Genomic DNA, 18,774 nt, shown 5'->3' on the forward strand with positions numbered 1-18,774 from the left:
TCGTTCCACCAGATGTTCATGAAGAGCGAGACCGTTCAGTACCCCGAGGTGAAGAAGCCGACCGCCCCGCGCTTCCACGGGCGGCACCAGCTCAACCGGTGGCCGGACGGCCTGGAGAAGTGCGTCGGCTGCGAGCTGTGCGCCTGGGCCTGCCCCGCCGACGCCATCTTCGTCGAGGGCGCCGACAACACCGAGGACGAGCGGTACTCGCCCGGCGAGCGGTACGGCCGCACCTACCAGATCAACTATCTGCGGTGCATCCTCTGCGGCCTGTGCATCGAGGCGTGCCCGACGCGGGCGCTGACGATGACCAACGAGTACGAGCTCGCCGACGACAGCCGCGAGAGCCTGATCTACACCAAGGACATGCTGCTCGCGCCGCTGCGCGAGGGCATGGAGGCGCCGCCGCACGAGATGCGGCTCGGCGACACCGAGGAGGACTACTACCGCCTCGGCCTCCAGCCCGAGGACGCGCCGAACATCTCCGCCGAGGGCGGCGGGCGGGCGAGCGCCGACAACGCGGTGAAGCGGGAGAAGGCGTCCAGGGGCGGTGAGGGCAAGTGACCGCCCACCTCCAGGCCGCCGGGGTCCTCGCGGGCCACGTCGCCGACAAGCAGTCCGGCGAGCCGTTCTTCTTCTGGCTGCTGGCGATCGTGTCGGTGTGCGCCGCGCTCGGCATGATCCTCGTCCGCAAGGCGGTGCACTCGGCGCTGCTGCTGGCGACCGTGATGCTCTGCCTCGCCGCGATGTACGCGATCCAGAACGCGCCGTTCCTGGCGTTCGTCCAGGTGATCGTCTACACCGGCGCGGTGCTGATGCTGTTCCTGTTCGTGCTGATGCTCGTCGGCGTCACCTCCACCGACTCGCTGGTGGAGACGATCAAGGGCCAGCGGTTCTGGGCGGTCATCGTCGCGATCGGGTTCTTCGTGCTGCTCGCCGCGGGGCTCGGCAACGCCGCGCTCGGCGACTCCGCCGGGCTGAAGGCCGCCAACGCCGACGGCAACGTCCTCGGCCTCGCGCGGCTGCTGTTCACCAAGTACGTGTTCGCGTTCGAGGCGACCAGCGCGCTGCTGATCACCGCGGCGCTGGGCGCGATGGTGCTGGCGCACCGCGAGCGGACCGAGCCGAAGCCGACGCAGAAGGACCTGTCCAAGGAGCGGTTCGCGTCCGGCGCGCACCCGGGCCCGCTGCCCGGCCCCGGCACGTACGCGCGGCACAACGCCGTCGACATGCCGGCGCTGCTCCCGGACGGGACGCCCTCGAAGCTGTCGATCAACCCCGTCATCGCGGCGCAGACCGACACCTCCGAACGGCACGCCGACCTGTACGGCGGGACCGAGCAGGGCGCGGTGGACGAGGACGTCGCCGCGGTCAAGGCGGCCACCGAAGAGGCGAAGGACGCGGACGCCGAGTCGCGCGTCGTCAGGGCCGGCACGCCGGCCGCCGGCGGGAACGCGGGCGGCGGCGCGGGCGGCAACGAGCGTGAAGGCGAGGCTGGTCAATGAGTCCGGGGCACTACCTGGCGCTCTCGGCGATCCTGTTCACCATCGGAGCCCTCGGCGTCCTCGTGCGCCGCAACGCGATCGTGGTGTTCATGTGCGTCGAGCTCATGCTGAACGCCACGAACCTCGCGTTCGTGACGTTCTCCCGCATGCACGGCACCCTCGACGGCCAGATCATCGCGTTCTTCGTGATGGTGGTGGCCGCGGCGGAGGTCGTGGTCGGCCTGGCGATCATCATGACCATCTTCCGGACCCGCAGGTCCTCGTCGGTGGACGACGCGAACCTGCTGAAGTACTGAGAGGTCGGGGATGAAAGCGGAAGGCATCCAGGCCGCGTCCTGGCTTCTCGTCGCGCTGCCCTTGCTGGGCGCCGCGATCCTCCTGCTCGGAGGCCGGCGCACCGACAAGTGGGGGCACCTGCTCGGCGTGGCGACGCCGGTGGCGTCGTTCGCGATCGGCGTCGCGATGCTCGTCCAGATGCTCGGCTACGACGACGCCGCGCGGCGCCGCACCGTGCACCTGTGGGACTTCATCAACGTCGGCGGGTTCAAGATCGGCATGGACCTGCTGGTGGACCCGCTGTCCATCAGCTTCGTCCTGCTGATCACCGGAGTGGGCTCGCTCATCCACATCTACTCGGTCGGCTACATGGCCGAGGACCCCGACCGGCGCCGGTTCTTCGGCTACCTGAACCTGTTCGTCGCGGCGATGCTGCTGCTGGTGCTCGGCGGGAACTTCCTCGTGCTGTTCCTCGGCTGGGAGGGCGTCGGCCTCGCCTCGTACCTGCTCATCGGGTTCTGGCAGCACAAGCCGACCGCGGCGACCGCGGCGAAGAAGGCGTTCGTCGTCAACCGCGTCGGCGACATGGGGCTGATCATCGCGATCGCGCTCATGTTCTCCACGTTCGGCACCGTCGACTTCGGCCCGATCCTCGGCGCGGGCGCCGAGCACGCGGGCCTCGCGACGAGGCTGAGCTCCGGCACCGCGACCGCGATCGGGCTGCTGCTCCTGCTCGGCGCGTGCGGCAAGTCGGCGCAGCTGCCGCTGCAGTCCTGGCTCCTCGACGCGATGGAGGGCCCGACCCCGGTGTCGGCGCTCATCCACGCGGCGACGATGGTGACCGCGGGCGTCTACCTGATCGTCCGCTCCGGGCCGATCTTCGAGATGTCCGACACCGCGCAGCTGGTGGTGACGATCGTCGGCGCGGCCACGCTGCTCGCCGGTGCGATCATCGGTTGCGGCAAGGACGACATCAAGAAGGCCCTCGCCGGGTCGACGATGTCGCAGATCGGCTACATGACGCTCGCCGCCGGCCTCGGCCGGCCCGGCTACGTGTTCGCCATCGCGCACCTCATCGCGCACGGCTTCTTCAAGGCGGGCCTGTTCCTCGGCGCCGGCTCCGTCATGCACGGCACCAACGACGACGTGAACATGCGCCACTACGGCGCGCTGCGCGGCGTCATGATGGCGACGTACGTGACGTTCGGGCTCGGGTTCCTCGCCATCATCGGGTTCCCGTTCCTGTCCGGATGGTTCACCAAGGACGCCATCATCGAGGCCGCGTTCGACAAGGGCGGCACGTCCGGCGCCATCCTCGGCGTCTGCGCGGTCATCGGCGCGGGCATCACCGCGTACTACATGTCGCGCGTGATGATCATGACCTTCTTCGGCGAGAAGCGCTGGGAGGAGGGCGTGCACCCGCACGAGTCGCCCAAGGTGATGACCATCCCGCTGATGGTCCTCGCCGTCGGCTCGCTCGCCGCGGGCGGCCTGCTGATCCTCGGCGGGTTCTCCGACTTCCTGGAGCCCGTCACCGGCAAGCCGGAGCACGCCGAGTCGTTCAAGTGGGTCACGCTGCCGGGCATCGTGGTCTTCCTCCTGATGATCGCCGGTTTCGCGATCGCCTGGATGCAGTACGGCCGCCGGCCCGTGCCGCGCGAGGCGCCCAAGGGCTCCTTCGTCACCGTCGCGGCCCGCAAGGACCTGTACGGCGACGCCATCAACGAGTCGCTGCTGATGCGGCCCGGCCAGTGGCTGACCCGGCTCGCGGTCTGGTTCGACGGACGCGGCGTCGACGGCGCCGTCAACGGGCTCGCCGCCCTCATCGGCGGCACGTCCGGGCGGTTCCGCCGGATCCAGACCGGGTTCGCCCGCTCCTACGCACTCTCGATGTTCTTCGGCGCCGCGCTCGTCGTGGCCGCCCTCCTGGTGGTGAACGTGTCATGAGTGACTTTCCCTGGCTGAGCGTCCTCATCGCGCTGCCGCTGCTGGGCGCCGTCGCGGTCAGCGTGCTGCCGCGCGACAACGAGCCGCTGGTCAAGTGGTTCTCGTTCGGCGTCTCCGCCCTCGTCGGCGTCCTCGCCCTGGCGATGGCGTCCGGCTTCGACGCCGGCGGCGACCGGTTCCAGTTCACCGAGAAGTACTGGTGGATCAAGGAGTTCGGGATCCACTGGGCGCTCGGCGTCGACGGCGTCGCGCTGGTGCTGATCCTGCTGTCGGTCATCCTCGTCCCGCTCGTCATGCTGGCGTCCTGGACCGAGGACGAGCGGTCCGGCGGCGTGGACGTCCCGGCGAAGCGGTCGGTGAAGGGCTACTTCGCGCTGCTGCTGTCCCTCGAGGCCGCGATGATCGGTGTCTTCGCGGCGACCGACGTGTTCCTGTTCTACGTCTTCTTCGAGGCGATGCTCATCCCGGTGTACTTCCTCATCGGGCACTACGGCGGCGGCGCCGCCCGCGAGCGCTCCTACGCCGCGGTGAAGTTCCTGCTGTACTCGCTGTTCGGCGGGCTGCTGATGCTCGTCGCGGTCGTCTGGCTGTACCCGCTGTCGAACAAGCCGGTCAGCGAGGGCGGCCTCGGGCACGGCACGTTCATGTTCCAGGAGCTGCGCGGGCTGCACGTCGACCCGACCACCGCCAAGTGGCTGTTCCTCGGCTTCTTCATCGCGTTCGCGATCAAGGCGCCGATGGTGCCGGTGCACACCTGGCTGCCGACCGCGGCGCAGCAGTCGCCGCCCGGCGCGCTCGTCCTCATCGTCGGCGTGCTCGACAAGGTCGGCACCTACGGGATGCTGCGGTTCTGCCTGGAGCTGTTCCCCGGCGCGTCCAAGTGGGCCACGCCCGCCGTGCTGGTGTTCGCGGTGATCAGCATCATCTACGGCGCGATCCTCGCGATCGGGCAGGTCGACCTGAAGCGCCTCATCGCCTACACGTCGGTGTCGCACTTCGGGTTCATCGTGCTCGGCATCTTCGCGATGACCTCGCAGGGCCAGTCCGGCGCCGCGCTGTACATGGTGAACCACGGCTTCTCCACCGGCGCGCTGTTCCTGCTCGTCGGCTTCATGATCGTCCGGCGCCGGTCGGCGCGGATCACCGACTTCGGCGGGGTGCAGAAGGCGGCGCCGGTGCTCGCCGGGACGTTCCTCATCGCCGGCCTGTCCGGGCTGTCGCTGCCCGGCCTGTCGCCGTTCGTGTCGGAGTTCCTGGTGCTGGTCGGCACCTTCAGCCGCTACAAGGTGGCCGCGTGCTTCGCCGTGACCGGCGTCGTCCTCGCCGCCATCTACGTCCTCTGGATGTACCAGCGGACGATGGGCGGCCCGAAGGTCCCCGCCGTCGAGGGCATGAAGGACCTCACGGCCCGCGAGAAGTGGGCCGTCGCCCCGATCATCGCGATCATCGTGGCGATGGGCTTCTTCCCGCAGCCGGTGCTGCACGTGATCAACCCGTCGGTGAAGGAGACGCTCGCCCGTGTCGACCGGCACGACCCGGCGCCGACGCTCACCGGTAACGTCGCCGAGAACGGAGCCCGTCCATGAGCCCTGCCAGTCACGTGAGCCCGGTGGCTCATGGGGTGCTCGCCCAGGGGGGTGACATCCCGGCCCCGCACATCGAGTACGGCCAGATCGGCCCGCTGCTGCTCGTCCTCGGCATCGCCGTCGCGGGCGTCCTCGTGGAGGCGTTCGTCGGCCGCACCTGGCGGTACGCGGTGCAGGTGCCGGTCGCGTTCCTCGGCCTCGCCGGCGCGTTCGTGTGGACGGTCCTGCTCGGCTGGCGCGACGACCCGCATCACGTCGCCGCGCAGGGCGCCCTCGGCGTGGACGGCCCCACCCTGTTCATCCAGGGCACCATCCTCATCCTCGCCCTGGTCAGCCTGCTGCTCATCGCCGAGCGCGGCAACGGCCGCAGCGGCGGCCTCGTCGGCGGCCACTTCGCCGCGCAGGCGTCCGCGCTGCCGGGCAGCGAGGCCGAGCAGCGCAGCACCGCCGCCGGGATCACCCAGACCGAGGTGTTCCCGCTGATGATGTTCGCGGTCGGCGGCATGATGATGTTCCCCGCCGCGAACGACCTGCTCACCATGTTCGTGGCGCTGGAGGTCATGTCGCTGCCGCTGTACCTGCTGTGCGGCCTCGCCCGCCGGCGGCGGCTGCTCTCCCAGGAGGCGGCCGTCAAGTACTTCCTGCTCGGCGCGTTCTCCTCGGCGTTCTTCCTGTACGGGACGGCGCTGCTGTACGGCTACGCCGGCTCGGTCCGGCTGTCGGACATCTCCGCGCAGGTCAGCAAGGACGCCGGCAGCGAGACCCTGCTGCTGGCGGGCGTCGCGCTGCTGTCGGTCGGGCTGCTGTTCAAGCTCGGCGGCGTCCCGTTCCACATGTGGAAGCCGGACGTGTACCAGGGCGCCCCGACCCCGATCACGGCGCTGATGGCGTCGTGCACGGTCGTCGCCGCGTTCGGCGGGATCCTCCGCGTGTACTACGTCGGGTTCGAGACGCTGAAGTGGGACTGGCGGCCCTACATGTGGGGCGTGGCGATTCTCACGATGGTGGTCGGCGCGATCATCGCGATCACGCAGTCCGACATCAAGCGGATGCTGGCGTACTCGTCCATCGCGCACGCGGGCTTCCTGCTCATGGGCGTGGTCGCCACGTCGCGCGACGGCCTGTCCAGCACGATGTTCTACCTCGTCGCCTACGGCTTCACCTCCATCGGCGCCTTCGCCGTCGTCACGATGGTGCGCGACGCCGGCGGCGAGGCCGGGCACCTGTCGCGGTGGGCGGGGCTCGGCAAGCGCTCCCCGGTCGTCGCCGGGGTGTTCTCCTTCTTCCTGCTCGCCTTCGCCGGTATCCCGCTGACCAGCGGGTTCACCGGCAAGTTCGCGGTGTTCAAGGCGGCCGTCGAGGGCGGCGCGACCCCGCTGGTCGTGGTCGGCGTCATCTCCTCCGCGGTCGCCGCCTTCTTCTACGTGAAGGTGATCGTCGTGATGTTCTTCAGCGAGCCGGAGGCGGACGGCCCCGTCGTCGTCGCCGGGCCGGCGACCGCGGCTGCGGTGGCGCTCGGGGCGACGGCTACTGTGGTACTCGGCGTGATCCCGCAGCCCGTTCTGGACCTTGCGGGCCACGCAACGACCCACATGTTCGTCCGGTAGGGAGTCTTGGGTGAGCGACCCAATCGCTGAGAAGTCCGGCGGGCCGGCTCGACAGGAGTCCGGCCCGTTCGGGCTTCCCGTCGACTCGGCCCTCGCGGCCGATGCCAGGGAGCGCCTGGCCGCAGTCGAGGAACTGCTACTGGAGTCGGTGCGGGGCGAGGACCCGCTGCTCAGCCAGGCGTCCAAGCACCTCGTCGAGGCGGGCGGGAAGCGGTTCCGGCCGATGCTGGTGCTGCTCGCCTCCCACTTCGGGAATCCCGACGCGGCCGGCGTGGTGCCGGCCGCCGTCGTCGTCGAGCTGACCCACCTCGGCACTCTCTACCACGACGACGTCATGGACGAGGCGACCGTCCGGCGCGGCCAGGCGTCCGCGAACTCCCGCTGGACGAACACCGTCGCGATCCTCACCGGCGACTACCTGTTCGCCCGCGCGTCCGACCTGCTCGCCGACCTCGGCCCGGAGGCCGTCCGGATCCAGGCCCGCGCGTTCGCGCGGCTGGTGCGCGGCCAGATCCAGGAGACCGTCGGCCCGGCGGAGGACGCCGACCCCCTCAAGCACTACCTGCAGGTCGTCGCGGACAAGACCGCCTCCCTCATCGTGGTGTCCGGCCAGTTCGGCGCGCTGCTGTCGGGCGCCCCCGCCCGCGTCGTCGACACCATCACCTCCGCCTGCGAGAAGATCGGCGTCGCGTTCCAGCTGTCGGACGACATCCTCGACATCGACTCCGAGACGGAGGAGTCCGGCAAGACCCCCGGCACCGACCTCCGCGAAGGCATCCGCACCCTCCCGATGCACCACGTCCTCGCCGGCGTCGGCTCCGGCCCCGACGACGCCCGGCTGCGCGAGCTGCTCGTCCAGGACCTGTCCGACGACGCGCTGCACGCCGAGGCCCTCGCCCTCCTGCGCGCCCACCCCGCCATGGACCGCGCGCGCGCCGACCTGCGCCAGTACGCGGAGGACGCCCGCGCCGAGCTCCTCACCCTCCCCGCCATCCCCGCCCGCGACGCCTTCACCGGCCTCTGCGACTACGTGGTCTCCCGCACCGGCTGACGGCCGGGTTCGCCGGTCCGGCTCGCCCGCGCGGCGCGCCGGGACCGGCCGTCCGGTCCCGGCGGGCGGCCCAGCACCGCCGCGGCGGCGAGGGCGAGGAAGCCGAGCGTCCCGCCCAGCCACAGGGCGCCGGCCTCCCCGGCGGTGTCGGCGACACGTCCGCCCGCCAGCGCCCCGAGCGAGATGGCGAGGTTGAACGCGGCGACGAACAGCGCCGACGCCGGTTCGGCGGCGCGCGGCGGCACGGACCGCAGCAGCCACGTCTGCAGGGTGACGGACACGCCGCCGTAGGCGGCGCCCCACAGCACCAGCAGCGCGACGGCCGGGAGCGGGGCCCGGCCCGCGATCGGGAAGAGCAGCACGGCCGGCGCGAGCAGCGCGGTGATCGCCAGAAGGGTGCGGCGCGGTCCGCGCGCGGCGGCCGTCCCCGCGGCGAAGTTCCCGGCGACGCCCGCGACGCCGTACAGCAGCAGCAGGGTGCTGATCAGGTCCGGGTCGACGCCGGACACCCGCTCCAGCACGGGCCGCACGTAGGTGTACGCCGCGAAATGCCCGCTGACCAGCAGGAACGTCACGACGAGTCCGGCTCGCGCGCCCGGTGCGCGCAGCACCCGCGCCATGTCCCGCGGGCGTGCCGCGCCCGTCGCGGGCAGCGGCGGCAGCAGCACGGCGAGCGCCGCGCAGGCGGCCAGGGACAGCGCACCGGCGACCGCGAACGCGGCCCGCCAGCCCGCGAGGTCGCCGATCAGCGTGCCGGCGGGGACGCCCGCCACCGACGCGACCGAGATCCCGCCGAAGATGAGCGAGGTGGCGGCGCCGGCGGAGCGTGCCGGCACCAGCCGCGCCGCGAGCCCGCCCGCGATCGCCCACACCCCGCCGATCGCCACGCCGACCAGGATCCGCGTGGCCAGCAGCGTCGCCAGCCCGGGCGCGGCGGCCGAGCCGAGGTCGGCCGCCGCCAGCAGGCCCGCCAGCCCGGCCAGCACCGCGCGCCGGTCCAGCCGGGCGGTGGCCGCCGACAGCACGGGCGCGCAGAGCGCCGCGACCAGGCCGGGCACGGTCATCGCCAGCCCGGCCGCGCCCGCGGACGCGCCGAGGTCCGGGCCGATCGAGGTCAGCAGCCCCACCGGCAGCATCTCGCTGGTGACGACGAGGAACGTGGCCGCGGCGACCGCGAGCACCGCCGGCCGGCCGCCCCGCGGCGGGGAGTCGGAAGGAACCGTCATGCCTTCGACCCTGGCCGGGCGGCGGCACGGGAACAACGGCGAAGACCGCATCCTTCTATGAGCGAGGCTCATCGATCGGCGACCGGAGGAGCGACGTGCCGGAACTGGAGGCCCGCGAGATCGAGTGCTTCCTCGTCCTCGGCGAGGAGCTGCACTTCGGCCGGACCGCGGAACGGCTCTACCTGTCCCAGAGCCGCGTCAGCCAGCTGCTGCGCTCCCTGGAGTCGCGGATCGGAGGCCGGCTCGTCGAACGCACCAGCCGCCGCGTCCGGCTGACGCCGCTCGGCGCGGGCCTGCGCGACGAGCTGGCCCCCGCCTACACCGCCCTCCTCGACGCCGTCGACGCGGCGAGGGCCAGGGCCCGCGGCGTCGGCGGCGTGCTGCGGATCGGCTTCGTCGGCTCGCTCGACGAGGACCTCGCCGGCCTCGTCCGCGCGTTCGAACGCGACCATCCCGGCTGCGAGGTGCGGACCGTCGAGGTACCGCTGGCCGACCCGTTCGGGCTGGTCCGGGACGGGGACGTCGACGCCGCGATCGTGCTCGCACCGGTGCGGGAGCCCGGCCTCGCCTCCGGCCCGGTGTTCTCCGAGGCGCCGCTGAGCCTCGCCGTCCCCGCCCGCCATCCGCTCGCGGACCGCCCGTCCGTGCCCGCCGAGGAGCTGGCCGGGCACCCGCTGATCCGGATCGCCGGACCCGCCCCGCGGTACTGGCGCGAGGCGCAGTCGCCGCGGCTCACGCCCGGCGGCCGCGCGGTCCCGTCCGGGCCGGCCGCCGGGACGATCCAGGAGGCCCTGGCGCTGGTCGCGGCCGGACGCGGCGCGATGCCGCTGTGCGTCCCGACGGCCCGCCGCCACGCGCGCGGCGACGTCGTGTTCGTCCCGCTCACCGGCCTGCCCGACTCGGCGCTGACCCTCGTCTGGCACCGCGACCGCGCCACCGCACGCGTCCGCGCCTTCGCCCGCGCCGTCGCCGAAGGCACGGCACGGGACCGCGCCCCGGCCGCCGCCGGCGGGTCCGGCGCCGCCGTCAGGGCGCGGTCAGGCGCGGTCAGGCGCCCTGCGACTCCAGCGCCGGCAGGCCCCGGGACTTCATCGCGTGCAGGACGAGGTCGATGAGCACCTGCTTGCAGGAGTCGAGACGGCGGGCGTCGCACAGCATCACCGGGACCTTCGGCCCCAGGTTGAGCGCGAGCTGGATCTCCGCGAGGTCGTACTGCCGCGCGCCCTCGAAGCAGTTCACCGCCACGACGAACGGGGTGCCGCGCCGCTCGAAGTAGTCGACCGACGGGAAGCAGTCCGACAGCCGGCGGGTGTCGGCGAGCACGACCGCGCCGAGCGCGCCGAGCGACACCTCGTCCCACATGAACCAGAACCGCTCCTGCCCGGGGGTGCCGAACAGGTACAGGACGTACTCGTCGCGGAACGTGAGGCGGCCGAAGTCCATCGCGACCGTGGTGGTCTTCTTGCGCTCCACCCCGGAGACGTCGTCGACGCCGACGCTCTCGTCGGTGAGGATCTCCTCGGTGCGCAGCGGCCGCGTCTCGGAGACCGTGCCGACCATCGTCGTCTTACCGACCCCGAAACCGCCCGCGATCACGATCTTGACCGCGGTGGGCATCCGGCGGGCGCGCGCGTCGCGCCGCCCGCCCCCGGCGTCAGAGAGCCCGGAGACCATCGATCACCGCCTTGTAGAGCCTGATGTCGTGCATGTCCGCCTCCGGTTCGGGCTCCTGCATCGTGACGAGCCCCTTGCCGAGCAGGTCGCCGAGCAGCACCCGCACGGTCGCCACCGGAAGGTCGAGGTGGCCGGTCAGCTCGGCGACCGACATCACCTGCTGGCACAGCCGGATGATCGACAGGTGCTCGGGGCCGAGGCCGATCGGGCCCTCCGGCTCGGGACCGGCCGCCACCACCAGCGTGATGAGGTCGAACTTGCCGTGGACGGGTTCGATGCGGCCGCTCGTCATCACGTACGGGCGCACCATCGGGCCGGCGCTCTCGTCGTAGATCCGCTCGTGGCCGGGGGTGTGCAGCGCGGGGTCCTGCGGCCAGGGTTCGTGCCCCGGCTCCTCCGGCGGCATCATGCGGGCCGGCCCTCCTGCGCCGCCTCCGACCGCGACGGCGAGGTGAGGTGGTGCCCCATGCTCGTGACGAGCATCGCCATCTCGTAGGCGATGAGGCCCACGTCGGCCTCCTCGCCGGCCAGCACCGCCAGGCAGGCGCCCTTGCCGGCGACCGACACCAGCAGGAACGCCGACTGCATCTCGACGATCGTCTGCCGGACGGGGCCGCCGCCGAACCGGGTGCCCGCGCCCTTGGCGAGGCTCTGGATGCCCGCCGCCACCGCGGACAGGTGCTCGCCGTCGTCCTGGCTCATGCCCGCCGAGGAGGCCATCAGCAGGCCGTCGGCCGACAGCACCACCGCGTTGCGCGCGTGCGGCAACCGGTGGACCAGGTCGTCCAGCAAAAAACCCAGGTCGGATGAAGAACCGGTCTTCTGCGTCACTGACCTTCCTCGCCTTCCGCTGCTTGATTGCCGAGGGCCTCGGCCGCGTCCGACCGTCCCTGCCGGGTGCCGCGCTGGTAGGAGCCCATGATCCGCTGGATCTCCTCGGGCGAGCGGCCCGGGTCGTCCGGTTCGTCCTGCTCGTCGGCGACGAGCGGTTCGTCCGTGCGCAGCGGTTCGGCGAGGTTCGCCTGCGGCACGCGGACCGGCAGGCCGGACGGTGTGGTGGAGATGTCGGGCACGGGTGGCAGGTCCTCCGGCTGGGTCGGTTCGGGATGCCCGCCGCCGGCACCGGTGAGGCCGGATGAGGTGGACGGGGCGCCGTCGGGGGAGCTCGCCTCGTCCGCGGGGGGCTCGTCCTGCCGTCGGGGCAGGCCGTGTTCGGTGAAGCCGTCCGGGCCGGCCCCGGACGGCGGGACCGGCACGCCGGCCGGCTCGGGTGCGCTGGCCGGGTCGTTCGCGCCGGCGGGCTCGGCCGGTTCCGGCGCGGGCGGCGGCACCGCGACCAGCGCGGGCGCGGCCGGCGCCGGCTGCGGCCCGGTGCCGCCGGTGGTGAGCGCCGCGGCGCCGCCGGAACGGCCCGCGCCGACCGCGGTCGGCTGGCGCACCTCCAGGCCGTTCTGCGTGGTCGTGGTGGAGGTCGACGCCGCCCGGACCCGGTCGCCCTCCTCGACGACCAGTCCCTTGGGGATCACGACGACCGCGGTGGTGCCGCCGTAGGCGGACCGCTTCAGCTGGACGCGCAGCCCGTACCGCTCGGCGAGCTTGCTGACCACGAACAGGCCGAGCTGCACCGAGCTCTGCAGGTTGAAGTCCGGCGGGTCCTCGATCCGCTCGTTGATCTCGGCGAGCTTCTCGTCGGTCATGCCGAGCCCGCGGTCCTCGATGTCGATCGCGAAGCCGTTGGCGACCAGGTGCCCGCCGACCTGCACGACCGTGTCCGGCGGGGAGAACGACACCGCGTTCTCGATCAGCTCGGCGAGCAGGTGGGTGACGTCGCCGACCGCGCGTCCGGCCAGCTCGACCGGCCCGAACGGCAGCACGGTGACGCGGGTGTAGTCCTCGACCTCGCCGACCGCGGCGCGCACGACGTCGACCATCGGCACCGAGCTGCGCCAGCCGCGGGCGGGCAGCGCGCCCGACAGCACGATGAGGTTCTCGGCGTTGCGCCGCATCCGGGTGGCGAGGTGGTCGAGCCGGAACAGCTCCTCCAGCTCCTTGACCTCGATGTCGCGGCGGCGCTCCATCGTGTCCAGCATGGTCAGCTGCCGGTGCACGAGGGTCTGCGTGCGGCGGGCCAGGCTGAGCAGGACGTCGCGGATGCCGCGGCGCAGCTCCGCCTGCTCGACCGCGGTGCGGATCGCGGTCTCCTGGACGGCGTTGAACGCGCGTCCCACCTGCCCGATCTCGTCGGTGCCGAACTGCAGCGGCGGCGCCTCCACCGACACGTCGACCTTCTCGCCGTGCCCGAGCCGCTCGACGACGCCGGGCAGCCGCTGCTCGGCCAGCTCCCACGCGGCGACGCGCAGCCGTTCGAGCTGCCGCACGAGGGCGCGCGCCGTGGTGATCGACACGACGATGGACGCGATGACCGCGAGGAGCCCGAGCCCACCGGCGAGCACGAGCCGGACGACCACGCCGATCGCGATCGGCTTGGCGCGGTCGACGAGCCGGTCGCCGCCCGCCTGGATGCTCTCGCGCACCTGGCTCAGCGCGGGCGCCGCCGCGCCCGACCACTGGTCGAGCGTGACCGCGGGCCGGGTGACGGTGTGCGGCGGCTTCCCGGAGGTGATCCGCCGGTTCTGCATGATCTGGTCTTCGAGCGACTGGACCTGGGCGAGCTTGGCGTTCTTCGTCAGCGCGTCGTAAAGGGCGCCGTCCGAATCCTGAATGGCGATGAGCGCCGCGGAGATGTTGTGCCGGCGCGTGCCCACCGTCTGGGTGAAGGTGATGAGCTCGGACTGGCTGAACCGGCCGGCCGTGAGCGAGCCCGCGACCAACGCGTCCTCCTGCGAAAGCAGTTCCCACGTGCGGTTGAGCTCGACTTCGGTGCGGGTGTCGCTGGCGAAGTCCTTGTCGTCCAGGGTGGCCAGGGAATCGTAGACCCGGAAAATGGACTCGATGACCTCGGAATACCCGGCGGCGATTCGCGTCCGGTCCGCGCCGTGCGCGTCGACCGTGCGGCGGATCGCGTCCACCCCGCGCAACCTGCCGACCATCTCGTCGATGCGGTGCTCGAGCAGGTCGCCCGCGAACCATTTCACCTTTCCGTCCCGGGCCTTCTTGATCGCCTCGGCGCTCGCGTCGTCGGTGCGGGACCGCTGCGCGGCGAGCGCGCTGCGGACCGACGCGCTCGGCCGGGAGAACTCGATCATGGACAGCCGGCGCTCCTTCTGGAGTTCGGCCAGCAGCGGGTCGGTCGGCTGGGCGATCGCGCTGTCCAGGGTCGTGACGCCGAGCAGATTGACGCCTTCTCGCAGGGTCACCCAGGCCGCGAAAATCCAGAGTGCGGTCAGGGAGAGCAACAGCGCCGTGATCTTGGTTCGCAGGCGCGAGTTGCGGAAGCGCATTACAATCGCCCCAACAATATGTGAATTGGCTCGCAACCGCGTGGCACATCGTGTTTCGCGGAAGCGAGCCTGCTGGTGTCGTGGTCCGCAGGGGCGGCGGCTAGTCGCCGTTCCATACGGCGTAGAAGACTAGCAACAGGGCCATACCCCCTCAAGGTGAATCGTCAACACACACGGTTTTGTCGCATTTGAGGGCGGTGCGCGGCGGAACCGGTGTGGCGAAATTCACCTCACCGAAACACGCCGGACCCGCGGCCGAGATGAAGCGCCGCCACGACTGCGGCCATGACGATCGCGCCGGGCCTGTAGAGGTCCTTGTCATGCCACAGCGCCGGCTCCCCGTCCGCGTGATCATCCGCGCTGGTCAGCCCACGCAGCAGGTGCGGCCTGGCCCGCGCGGCGGCCTCGGCGGCGGCCGGATCGGCGCCGCGTCCCGTCAGCAGCAGCAGTTGGACCGCGTACGCCGTCTCCTCCGCCGTTCCCTCCCACCGGCCCCAGGAGCCGTCCGCGCGCTGCGTGCCGAGGACCCAGCGGCGCGCCGCCGCGACGGCCGCCGCGGACGCCTCGCCGCCGAACGCCGCCAGGGCGACGGCCGCGCACGCCGTCGCGTAGTAGGGGGAGGCGTGCCAGCGGTCCTCCCAGCTGCCGTCCTGCCGCTGCTGCCCGCACAGCCAGGACGCCGCCTTCGCCGCCGCGGCCGCGTACCGCTCCGCCGAGGCCGCGCCGACGCGGTCCCGCATGGTGGCGAGGTACTGGCCGAACGCCTCCAGGACGTGCGCGTTCGTCGTGATGGACGCCCCGTCCTCGCCCTGCCAGGTGCAGAAGTGCGTGTCCGTCTCGTAGGGGAGGAGGGAGTCGGGGCGGCAGGGCGCGTCGAGCAGGGCCAGCGCGTACAGCGCGCCGGCGGTGGTGTCGGCGTCCGACGGGAGCCCCGCCGCGGCGGCGGTCCCCGCCGGGCCGAGCGGCGCCGTCAGGCTGAGGACGAGCTCGGGCGGCACGGTGAACGGGACGCCCGCCCGCGCCAGCCACGCCAGCACCCAGCCGCGCTCGAACACGGTGAGCGGGATGCCGCACGGGACCGGGCCGCCGTGCCGCGCGACCACCGTCTCCAGGTACCAGCGGGCCGGATCGCCCGGCTCGGGCGGCGCCTCCGCGCCCAGCCAGGCGGCCGTGGCGGCGGGGGACGCGCCGATCGTCCCGGTCGGCTCGGGGCGGGTGTGCGGCAGTCCGGCGGCCGCCGGCCCGGCGACCTCCAGGGCGTGCATGAGCTTCTGCGGAGCGGGGGCACCGGAGCCGAGCAGCGAGCGCACGAGGCCGAGCTTGGCGACGTCCATGCCGTCCGGCGGGGTGAGTTCGCGCCCGGCCCATGCGCCGAGACCGGGGACGGGCGCCTCCCGCAGCCGATCCAGCGACGCGTTGATCCCCTCGAGGAGCGCCGGCGTGATCAGCTCGATGGCGGGCAGGTCGGGCAGCGCGAACGCGGGGGCGGACGGGCCGCACAGGCGGGCCGCGGCGGCGCCGAGCCCCAGGTCCGCGGAGCGGACGAGGCGGTCGCGGTCGGTTCCGGCGACCCCGCCCTCGCGGGTGAGCACCTTCAGCAGGGCCTCGATCGCGCTCAGCGTCGGGACGAGCGCATAGCCGGGTTCCGGGGCGCCCCACAGACCGTCCGGCCGCTGCTGCTCCAGCAGGTAGGAGACGCGCCGCGCGTGCCCGCTGAGCCAGGGCGCGAGCGTCACCAGCCGGCCCGTCTCGTAGACCGACGGCGACGTCCGGCCCCAGGGGTGCTCGGTCAGCCCGGCGATGAGCCGGGCGACCGCGCGGGGGAGGTCGGCGTCCGGCTCATGAGGGGGGTGGGCGGTTTCCTGCCGGGGTGAAGGGACGGTGGTCGCCGCTATAGGGCGGTCGTCGATGCTCACAGGGAACCCCAGAAGTCCGTGACCCCGTAGAAGCCGGCGCAGAAGTCCATCTGCCGTTCCATGTAGTCGGCGAGGCGGGGGGCGCCGTCTCGCGCGCGCGCAATGAGCACGCGTGCCTCGGCGGTCAGCGCCGAGATCCGTTCCTGGACCTCCGCGCGCGGGCGGCCGAGCAGGAGCGCGTTGAGGTCGCCCCATTCGAGGTCGCGCTCGTAGGTTCCGAGGTCGTTGAGCAGCCGGATGACCCGCTGCACGGCCCAGCCCGCCTCGCGGACGGCCGTCACGTCCCCGCCGCCGCCGGAGGCGATCCAATGCGAGACGAACACGAAGGCGAAGCCCAGATTGTCGGCGTTCGCGAGGTACTCGTCGAACGAGGGGGCGTCGCCTCCGGCGTCCCGCGCGGCCTTCCAGTCCCATTCGAGGGCCATGGCGTCGAGCATGCGCTGCAGCTCCTCCCGCCAGACGTCGCCGAGCCCGGGGAACGCCGGCTCGGCCCGCAGCTCGTCCCGGATGCCGGCGAGGAACCGCGAGAGCTCGTCCTCGGCGGGCGTCCCCGGCGCGGGCTCCTCGCCGTCGGCCACGGCGGCGCACCTGCGGACCAGGCCGGCGACCTCGTCCCGGGACGATGCGGCGTAGTCGATCAGCCAGTCCAGGCCGAAGCACCACAGGCAGACCTTGTTGGCGACCGCGAGACGGTCCGCACCGAGGTCCGGCCCGCTGAACGCGGCGGCGAGCGCGAGCGTGCTGAACAGGGCGGGGTCGAACGCCTTCGCGTCGTAGAGCGCGGGATGGTCGGCCGCCCACGCCCGCATCTGCCGCTGCGCCTGCCCGGCGACGGCGCAGATCGTCCCGGCCTGCAGAGCGGATGTTGGGGAGGTGAGGGCAGGCGTGGAGGACTGAAGGGCGGACGTGGGGGCAGGCGTGGAGGACTGAGGGGCGGCCGTGTCGCCGCCGATGCCGTCCATCAGCGCTGGACCGGGTGCAGCAGGAGGTGGAGCGGCTGGTTGGGGCGGAGCGTCGCGCCGATCCGCGCCTGTACCGGACCCTCCGTCGGCGCCATCTCCGGACGGTACCGGCTGAGGATGGCGGTGAGGATCAACTCGGCCTCCATGTTGAACACATGCCGTCCGATGCACTGGTGCGGGCCGCCGCCGAAGGGGAAGTAGGCGTAGCGGTGACGCGCGCGCGCACGCTCGGGCGTGAAGCGTTCAGGGTCGAACTCCAGCGGCCGCTCCCACACCGACTCGAGGCGGTGCGTGAGGAACGGGCTGATCAGAACCGTCTGCCCCGCCTCGACCGGCACACCGCCGATGACGGTGTCCTTCAGCGCGATGCGCGGGAAGATCCAGCCCACCGGGTACAGCCGCAGCAGCTCCTGGACGACCTGCTTCACGTAGGGGAGCCGGTGCAGGTGCTCGGGCCGCACCGCCTCGTCGCCCACCACCGCCTCGATCTCGGCGCGCAGCCGCGCGGTGACGTCCGGATGCGCGGCGAGCATCGGCCAGATCCAGGTCAGCGCGACCGTCGTCGTCTCGGTGCTGGTGGCCCACATGGCGAGCAGGTTGTCGCGGACCCAGTTGTCGTCGAGGCCGCTGCCCTCCGTCATGCGGGCCTTGCAGAGCGCCGTGAAGATGTCGTAGCCCTCGCCCGGGTCGTACCGGAACCGGTCGACGAGCTCGTAGAGCGTCTCGTCCATGACCCGGAGGCCCGCGGAGAACGCGCGGTCGCCCGGCAGCGGGATGGAGCGCGGGACGAACGGCAGCAGGAAACGGAACGCGATCGACGTGGCCAGGCGCTCCATCGCGGGGATCAGCCGGTCCGCCTCGGCCTTCCTTATCTTGTCCCCGAAGAGCACCTTGATGACGGTGTCGTGGACGATGCGGCCCATCTCCGGCAGCACCTCGATGGACCGTCCCTCACGCGCCGGTTCGTCGAGCTTCGCGACGGCCTCGTTGATGGCACGTGCCATATGGTCGCTCAGCGACCGGATCGTGCGGGTGGAGAAGACCGGCTGCAGGATCCGCTTGCTCAGCTCCCACTCGGCGTACTCGGACATGATGCTGTCGCCGAACAGGCTGTGCAGGGGGCGCCAGAACGTCCCGTCCCGGACGAAGTTCTCCGACTCCTTGCGCAGCACCTGCTGGACGTGGTCGGGGTGCGTCACCACGTAGGGGTGCGAGGCGCCGAGGTCCAGCCGCGCTATCTCACCTCCCGCCGCGGTACTGATCCGCTCGATCTCCCTCAGGGGGTCGCGGACGAAGCGGGAAACCGTGCGGTAAAGGGGGAAGTTTCTCGGTTTCCGGGACCGTGGCGGGCCGGCGGTGACGGTCATCGTGACGTGCCCCTCAGACTGGACGTCTCTCGCGCGAAGGACGGTGTTCGACGAATCGTGCGGGAAATCTTGCGGCGGAACGCCCCTCTCGCGGCAAAAAGGGCATCCCGGAAGGGTTGGTATAAGTTTGCCGAAACCTGGTCAATACCGTGGAAGTATCACATCGACCTAGATGTGGATCAAGATCGAATGTGTCCGATACATGCATCTGACGAGTGACATGAGTCACTCAGTCAAAGGACTTGCCATTCGTCGG

Annotated in this window: 16 protein-coding genes; 8 read left to right on the forward strand and 8 right to left on the reverse strand. The window is 72.1% G+C overall.

The features are described from left to right. Window positions 1–12: 12 nt before the first annotated feature. From nuoI to AB0C78_RS02475, 7 genes are read left to right on the forward strand one after another with little or no spacing between them, the layout of a single operon-like run. Window positions 13–564: an NADH-quinone oxidoreductase subunit NuoI gene (gene nuoI / locus AB0C78_RS02445; protein WP_360741101.1), complete on the forward strand. Its 552-nt coding sequence runs from the start codon at window positions 13–15 to the stop codon at window positions 562–564. Beyond that, window positions 561–1,505, forward strand: coding sequence for an NADH-quinone oxidoreductase subunit J (locus tag AB0C78_RS02450; protein WP_360740814.1), 945 nt, complete (start codon window positions 561–563; stop codon window positions 1,503–1,505). Before nuoI ends, AB0C78_RS02450 begins: the two co-directional genes overlap by 4 nt. After that, window positions 1,502–1,801, forward strand: a complete 300-nt coding sequence (gene nuoK, locus AB0C78_RS02455; RefSeq protein ID WP_151543260.1) for an NADH-quinone oxidoreductase subunit NuoK — start codon at window positions 1,502–1,504, stop codon at window positions 1,799–1,801. Before AB0C78_RS02450 ends, nuoK begins: the two co-directional genes overlap by 4 nt. Before the next feature lie 10 nt (window positions 1,802–1,811). After that, window positions 1,812–3,728, forward strand: coding sequence for an NADH-quinone oxidoreductase subunit L (nuoL, locus tag AB0C78_RS02460; protein ID WP_360740816.1), 1,917 nt, complete (start codon window positions 1,812–1,814; stop codon window positions 3,726–3,728). After that, complete coding sequence (locus AB0C78_RS02465; protein WP_360740818.1) at window positions 3,725–5,314, forward strand: NADH-quinone oxidoreductase subunit M; 1,590 nt, start codon at window positions 3,725–3,727, stop codon at window positions 5,312–5,314. Before nuoL ends, AB0C78_RS02465 begins: the two co-directional genes overlap by 4 nt. Continuing rightward, window positions 5,311–6,921, forward strand: a complete 1,611-nt coding sequence (gene nuoN, locus AB0C78_RS02470; RefSeq protein ID WP_360740820.1) for an NADH-quinone oxidoreductase subunit NuoN — start codon at window positions 5,311–5,313, stop codon at window positions 6,919–6,921. The genes AB0C78_RS02465 and nuoN overlap by 4 nt, the downstream gene beginning before the upstream one ends. Before the next feature lie 22 nt (window positions 6,922–6,943). Continuing rightward, a complete protein-coding gene (locus AB0C78_RS02475) occupies window positions 6,944–7,972 on the forward strand; it encodes a polyprenyl synthetase family protein (RefSeq protein WP_151543270.1) in 1,029 nt (342 codons plus the stop codon). On the opposite strand, the gene AB0C78_RS02480 is transcribed toward AB0C78_RS02475, so the two are convergent. Then, window positions 7,948–9,198, reverse strand: coding sequence for an MFS transporter (locus AB0C78_RS02480; protein ID WP_360740822.1), 1,251 nt, complete (start codon window positions 9,196–9,198; stop codon window positions 7,948–7,950). The two genes, AB0C78_RS02475 and AB0C78_RS02480, sit on opposite strands and share 25 nt — an antisense overlap. 95 nt (window positions 9,199–9,293) lie before the next feature. Here AB0C78_RS02480 and AB0C78_RS02485 point away from each other — a divergent pair, with 95 nt between their 5' ends. After that, window positions 9,294–10,313 carry a LysR family transcriptional regulator gene (locus tag AB0C78_RS02485; RefSeq protein WP_360740824.1) on the forward strand — a complete coding sequence of 340 codons (1,020 nt, stop codon included), beginning with the start codon at window positions 9,294–9,296 and terminating at the stop codon, window positions 10,311–10,313. Here AB0C78_RS02485 and AB0C78_RS02490 read toward each other — a convergent pair. The 7 genes from AB0C78_RS02490 to AB0C78_RS02520 form a co-directional block, all read right to left on the reverse strand. Next, a complete protein-coding gene (locus AB0C78_RS02490; RefSeq protein ID WP_151543265.1) occupies window positions 10,246–10,872 on the reverse strand; it encodes an ATP/GTP-binding protein in 627 nt (208 codons plus the stop codon). The two genes, AB0C78_RS02485 and AB0C78_RS02490, sit on opposite strands and share 68 nt — an antisense overlap. Continuing rightward, window positions 10,853–11,281, reverse strand: coding sequence for a DUF742 domain-containing protein (locus AB0C78_RS02495; RefSeq protein WP_151543266.1), 429 nt, complete (start codon window positions 11,279–11,281; stop codon window positions 10,853–10,855). Before AB0C78_RS02495 ends, AB0C78_RS02490 begins: the two co-directional genes overlap by 20 nt. Then, the gene (locus tag AB0C78_RS02500) at window positions 11,278–11,703 is read right to left on the reverse strand and encodes a roadblock/LC7 domain-containing protein (RefSeq protein WP_360740827.1); all 426 of its coding nucleotides are present in this window, start codon (window positions 11,701–11,703) and stop codon (window positions 11,278–11,280) included. The genes AB0C78_RS02495 and AB0C78_RS02500 overlap by 4 nt, the downstream gene beginning before the upstream one ends. Next, window positions 11,700–14,189 (reverse strand): nitrate- and nitrite sensing domain-containing protein, encoded by a 2,490-nt coding sequence (locus AB0C78_RS02505; protein ID WP_360740829.1) that lies wholly within the window; start codon window positions 14,187–14,189, stop codon window positions 11,700–11,702. The genes AB0C78_RS02500 and AB0C78_RS02505 overlap by 4 nt, the downstream gene beginning before the upstream one ends. A 314-nt stretch (window positions 14,190–14,503) precedes the next feature. After that, complete coding sequence (locus AB0C78_RS02510; protein ID WP_360740831.1) at window positions 14,504–16,189, reverse strand: prenyltransferase/squalene oxidase repeat-containing protein; 1,686 nt, start codon at window positions 16,187–16,189, stop codon at window positions 14,504–14,506. Next, window positions 16,186–17,151 carry a terpene synthase family protein gene (locus AB0C78_RS02515; RefSeq protein ID WP_360740833.1) on the reverse strand — a complete coding sequence of 322 codons (966 nt, stop codon included), beginning with the start codon at window positions 17,149–17,151 and terminating at the stop codon, window positions 16,186–16,188. Before AB0C78_RS02515 ends, AB0C78_RS02510 begins: the two co-directional genes overlap by 4 nt. Then, the gene (locus tag AB0C78_RS02520; RefSeq protein ID WP_360740835.1) at window positions 17,151–18,518 is read right to left on the reverse strand and encodes a cytochrome P450; all 1,368 of its coding nucleotides are present in this window, start codon (window positions 18,516–18,518) and stop codon (window positions 17,151–17,153) included. The genes AB0C78_RS02515 and AB0C78_RS02520 overlap by 1 nt, the downstream gene beginning before the upstream one ends. Window positions 18,519–18,774: the final 256 nt, after the last annotated feature.

Source organism: Actinomadura sp. NPDC048394, from assembly GCF_040651755.1.
Taxonomy (GTDB): Bacteria; Actinomycetota; Actinomycetes; order Streptosporangiales; family Streptosporangiaceae; genus Spirillospora; species Spirillospora montaniterrae.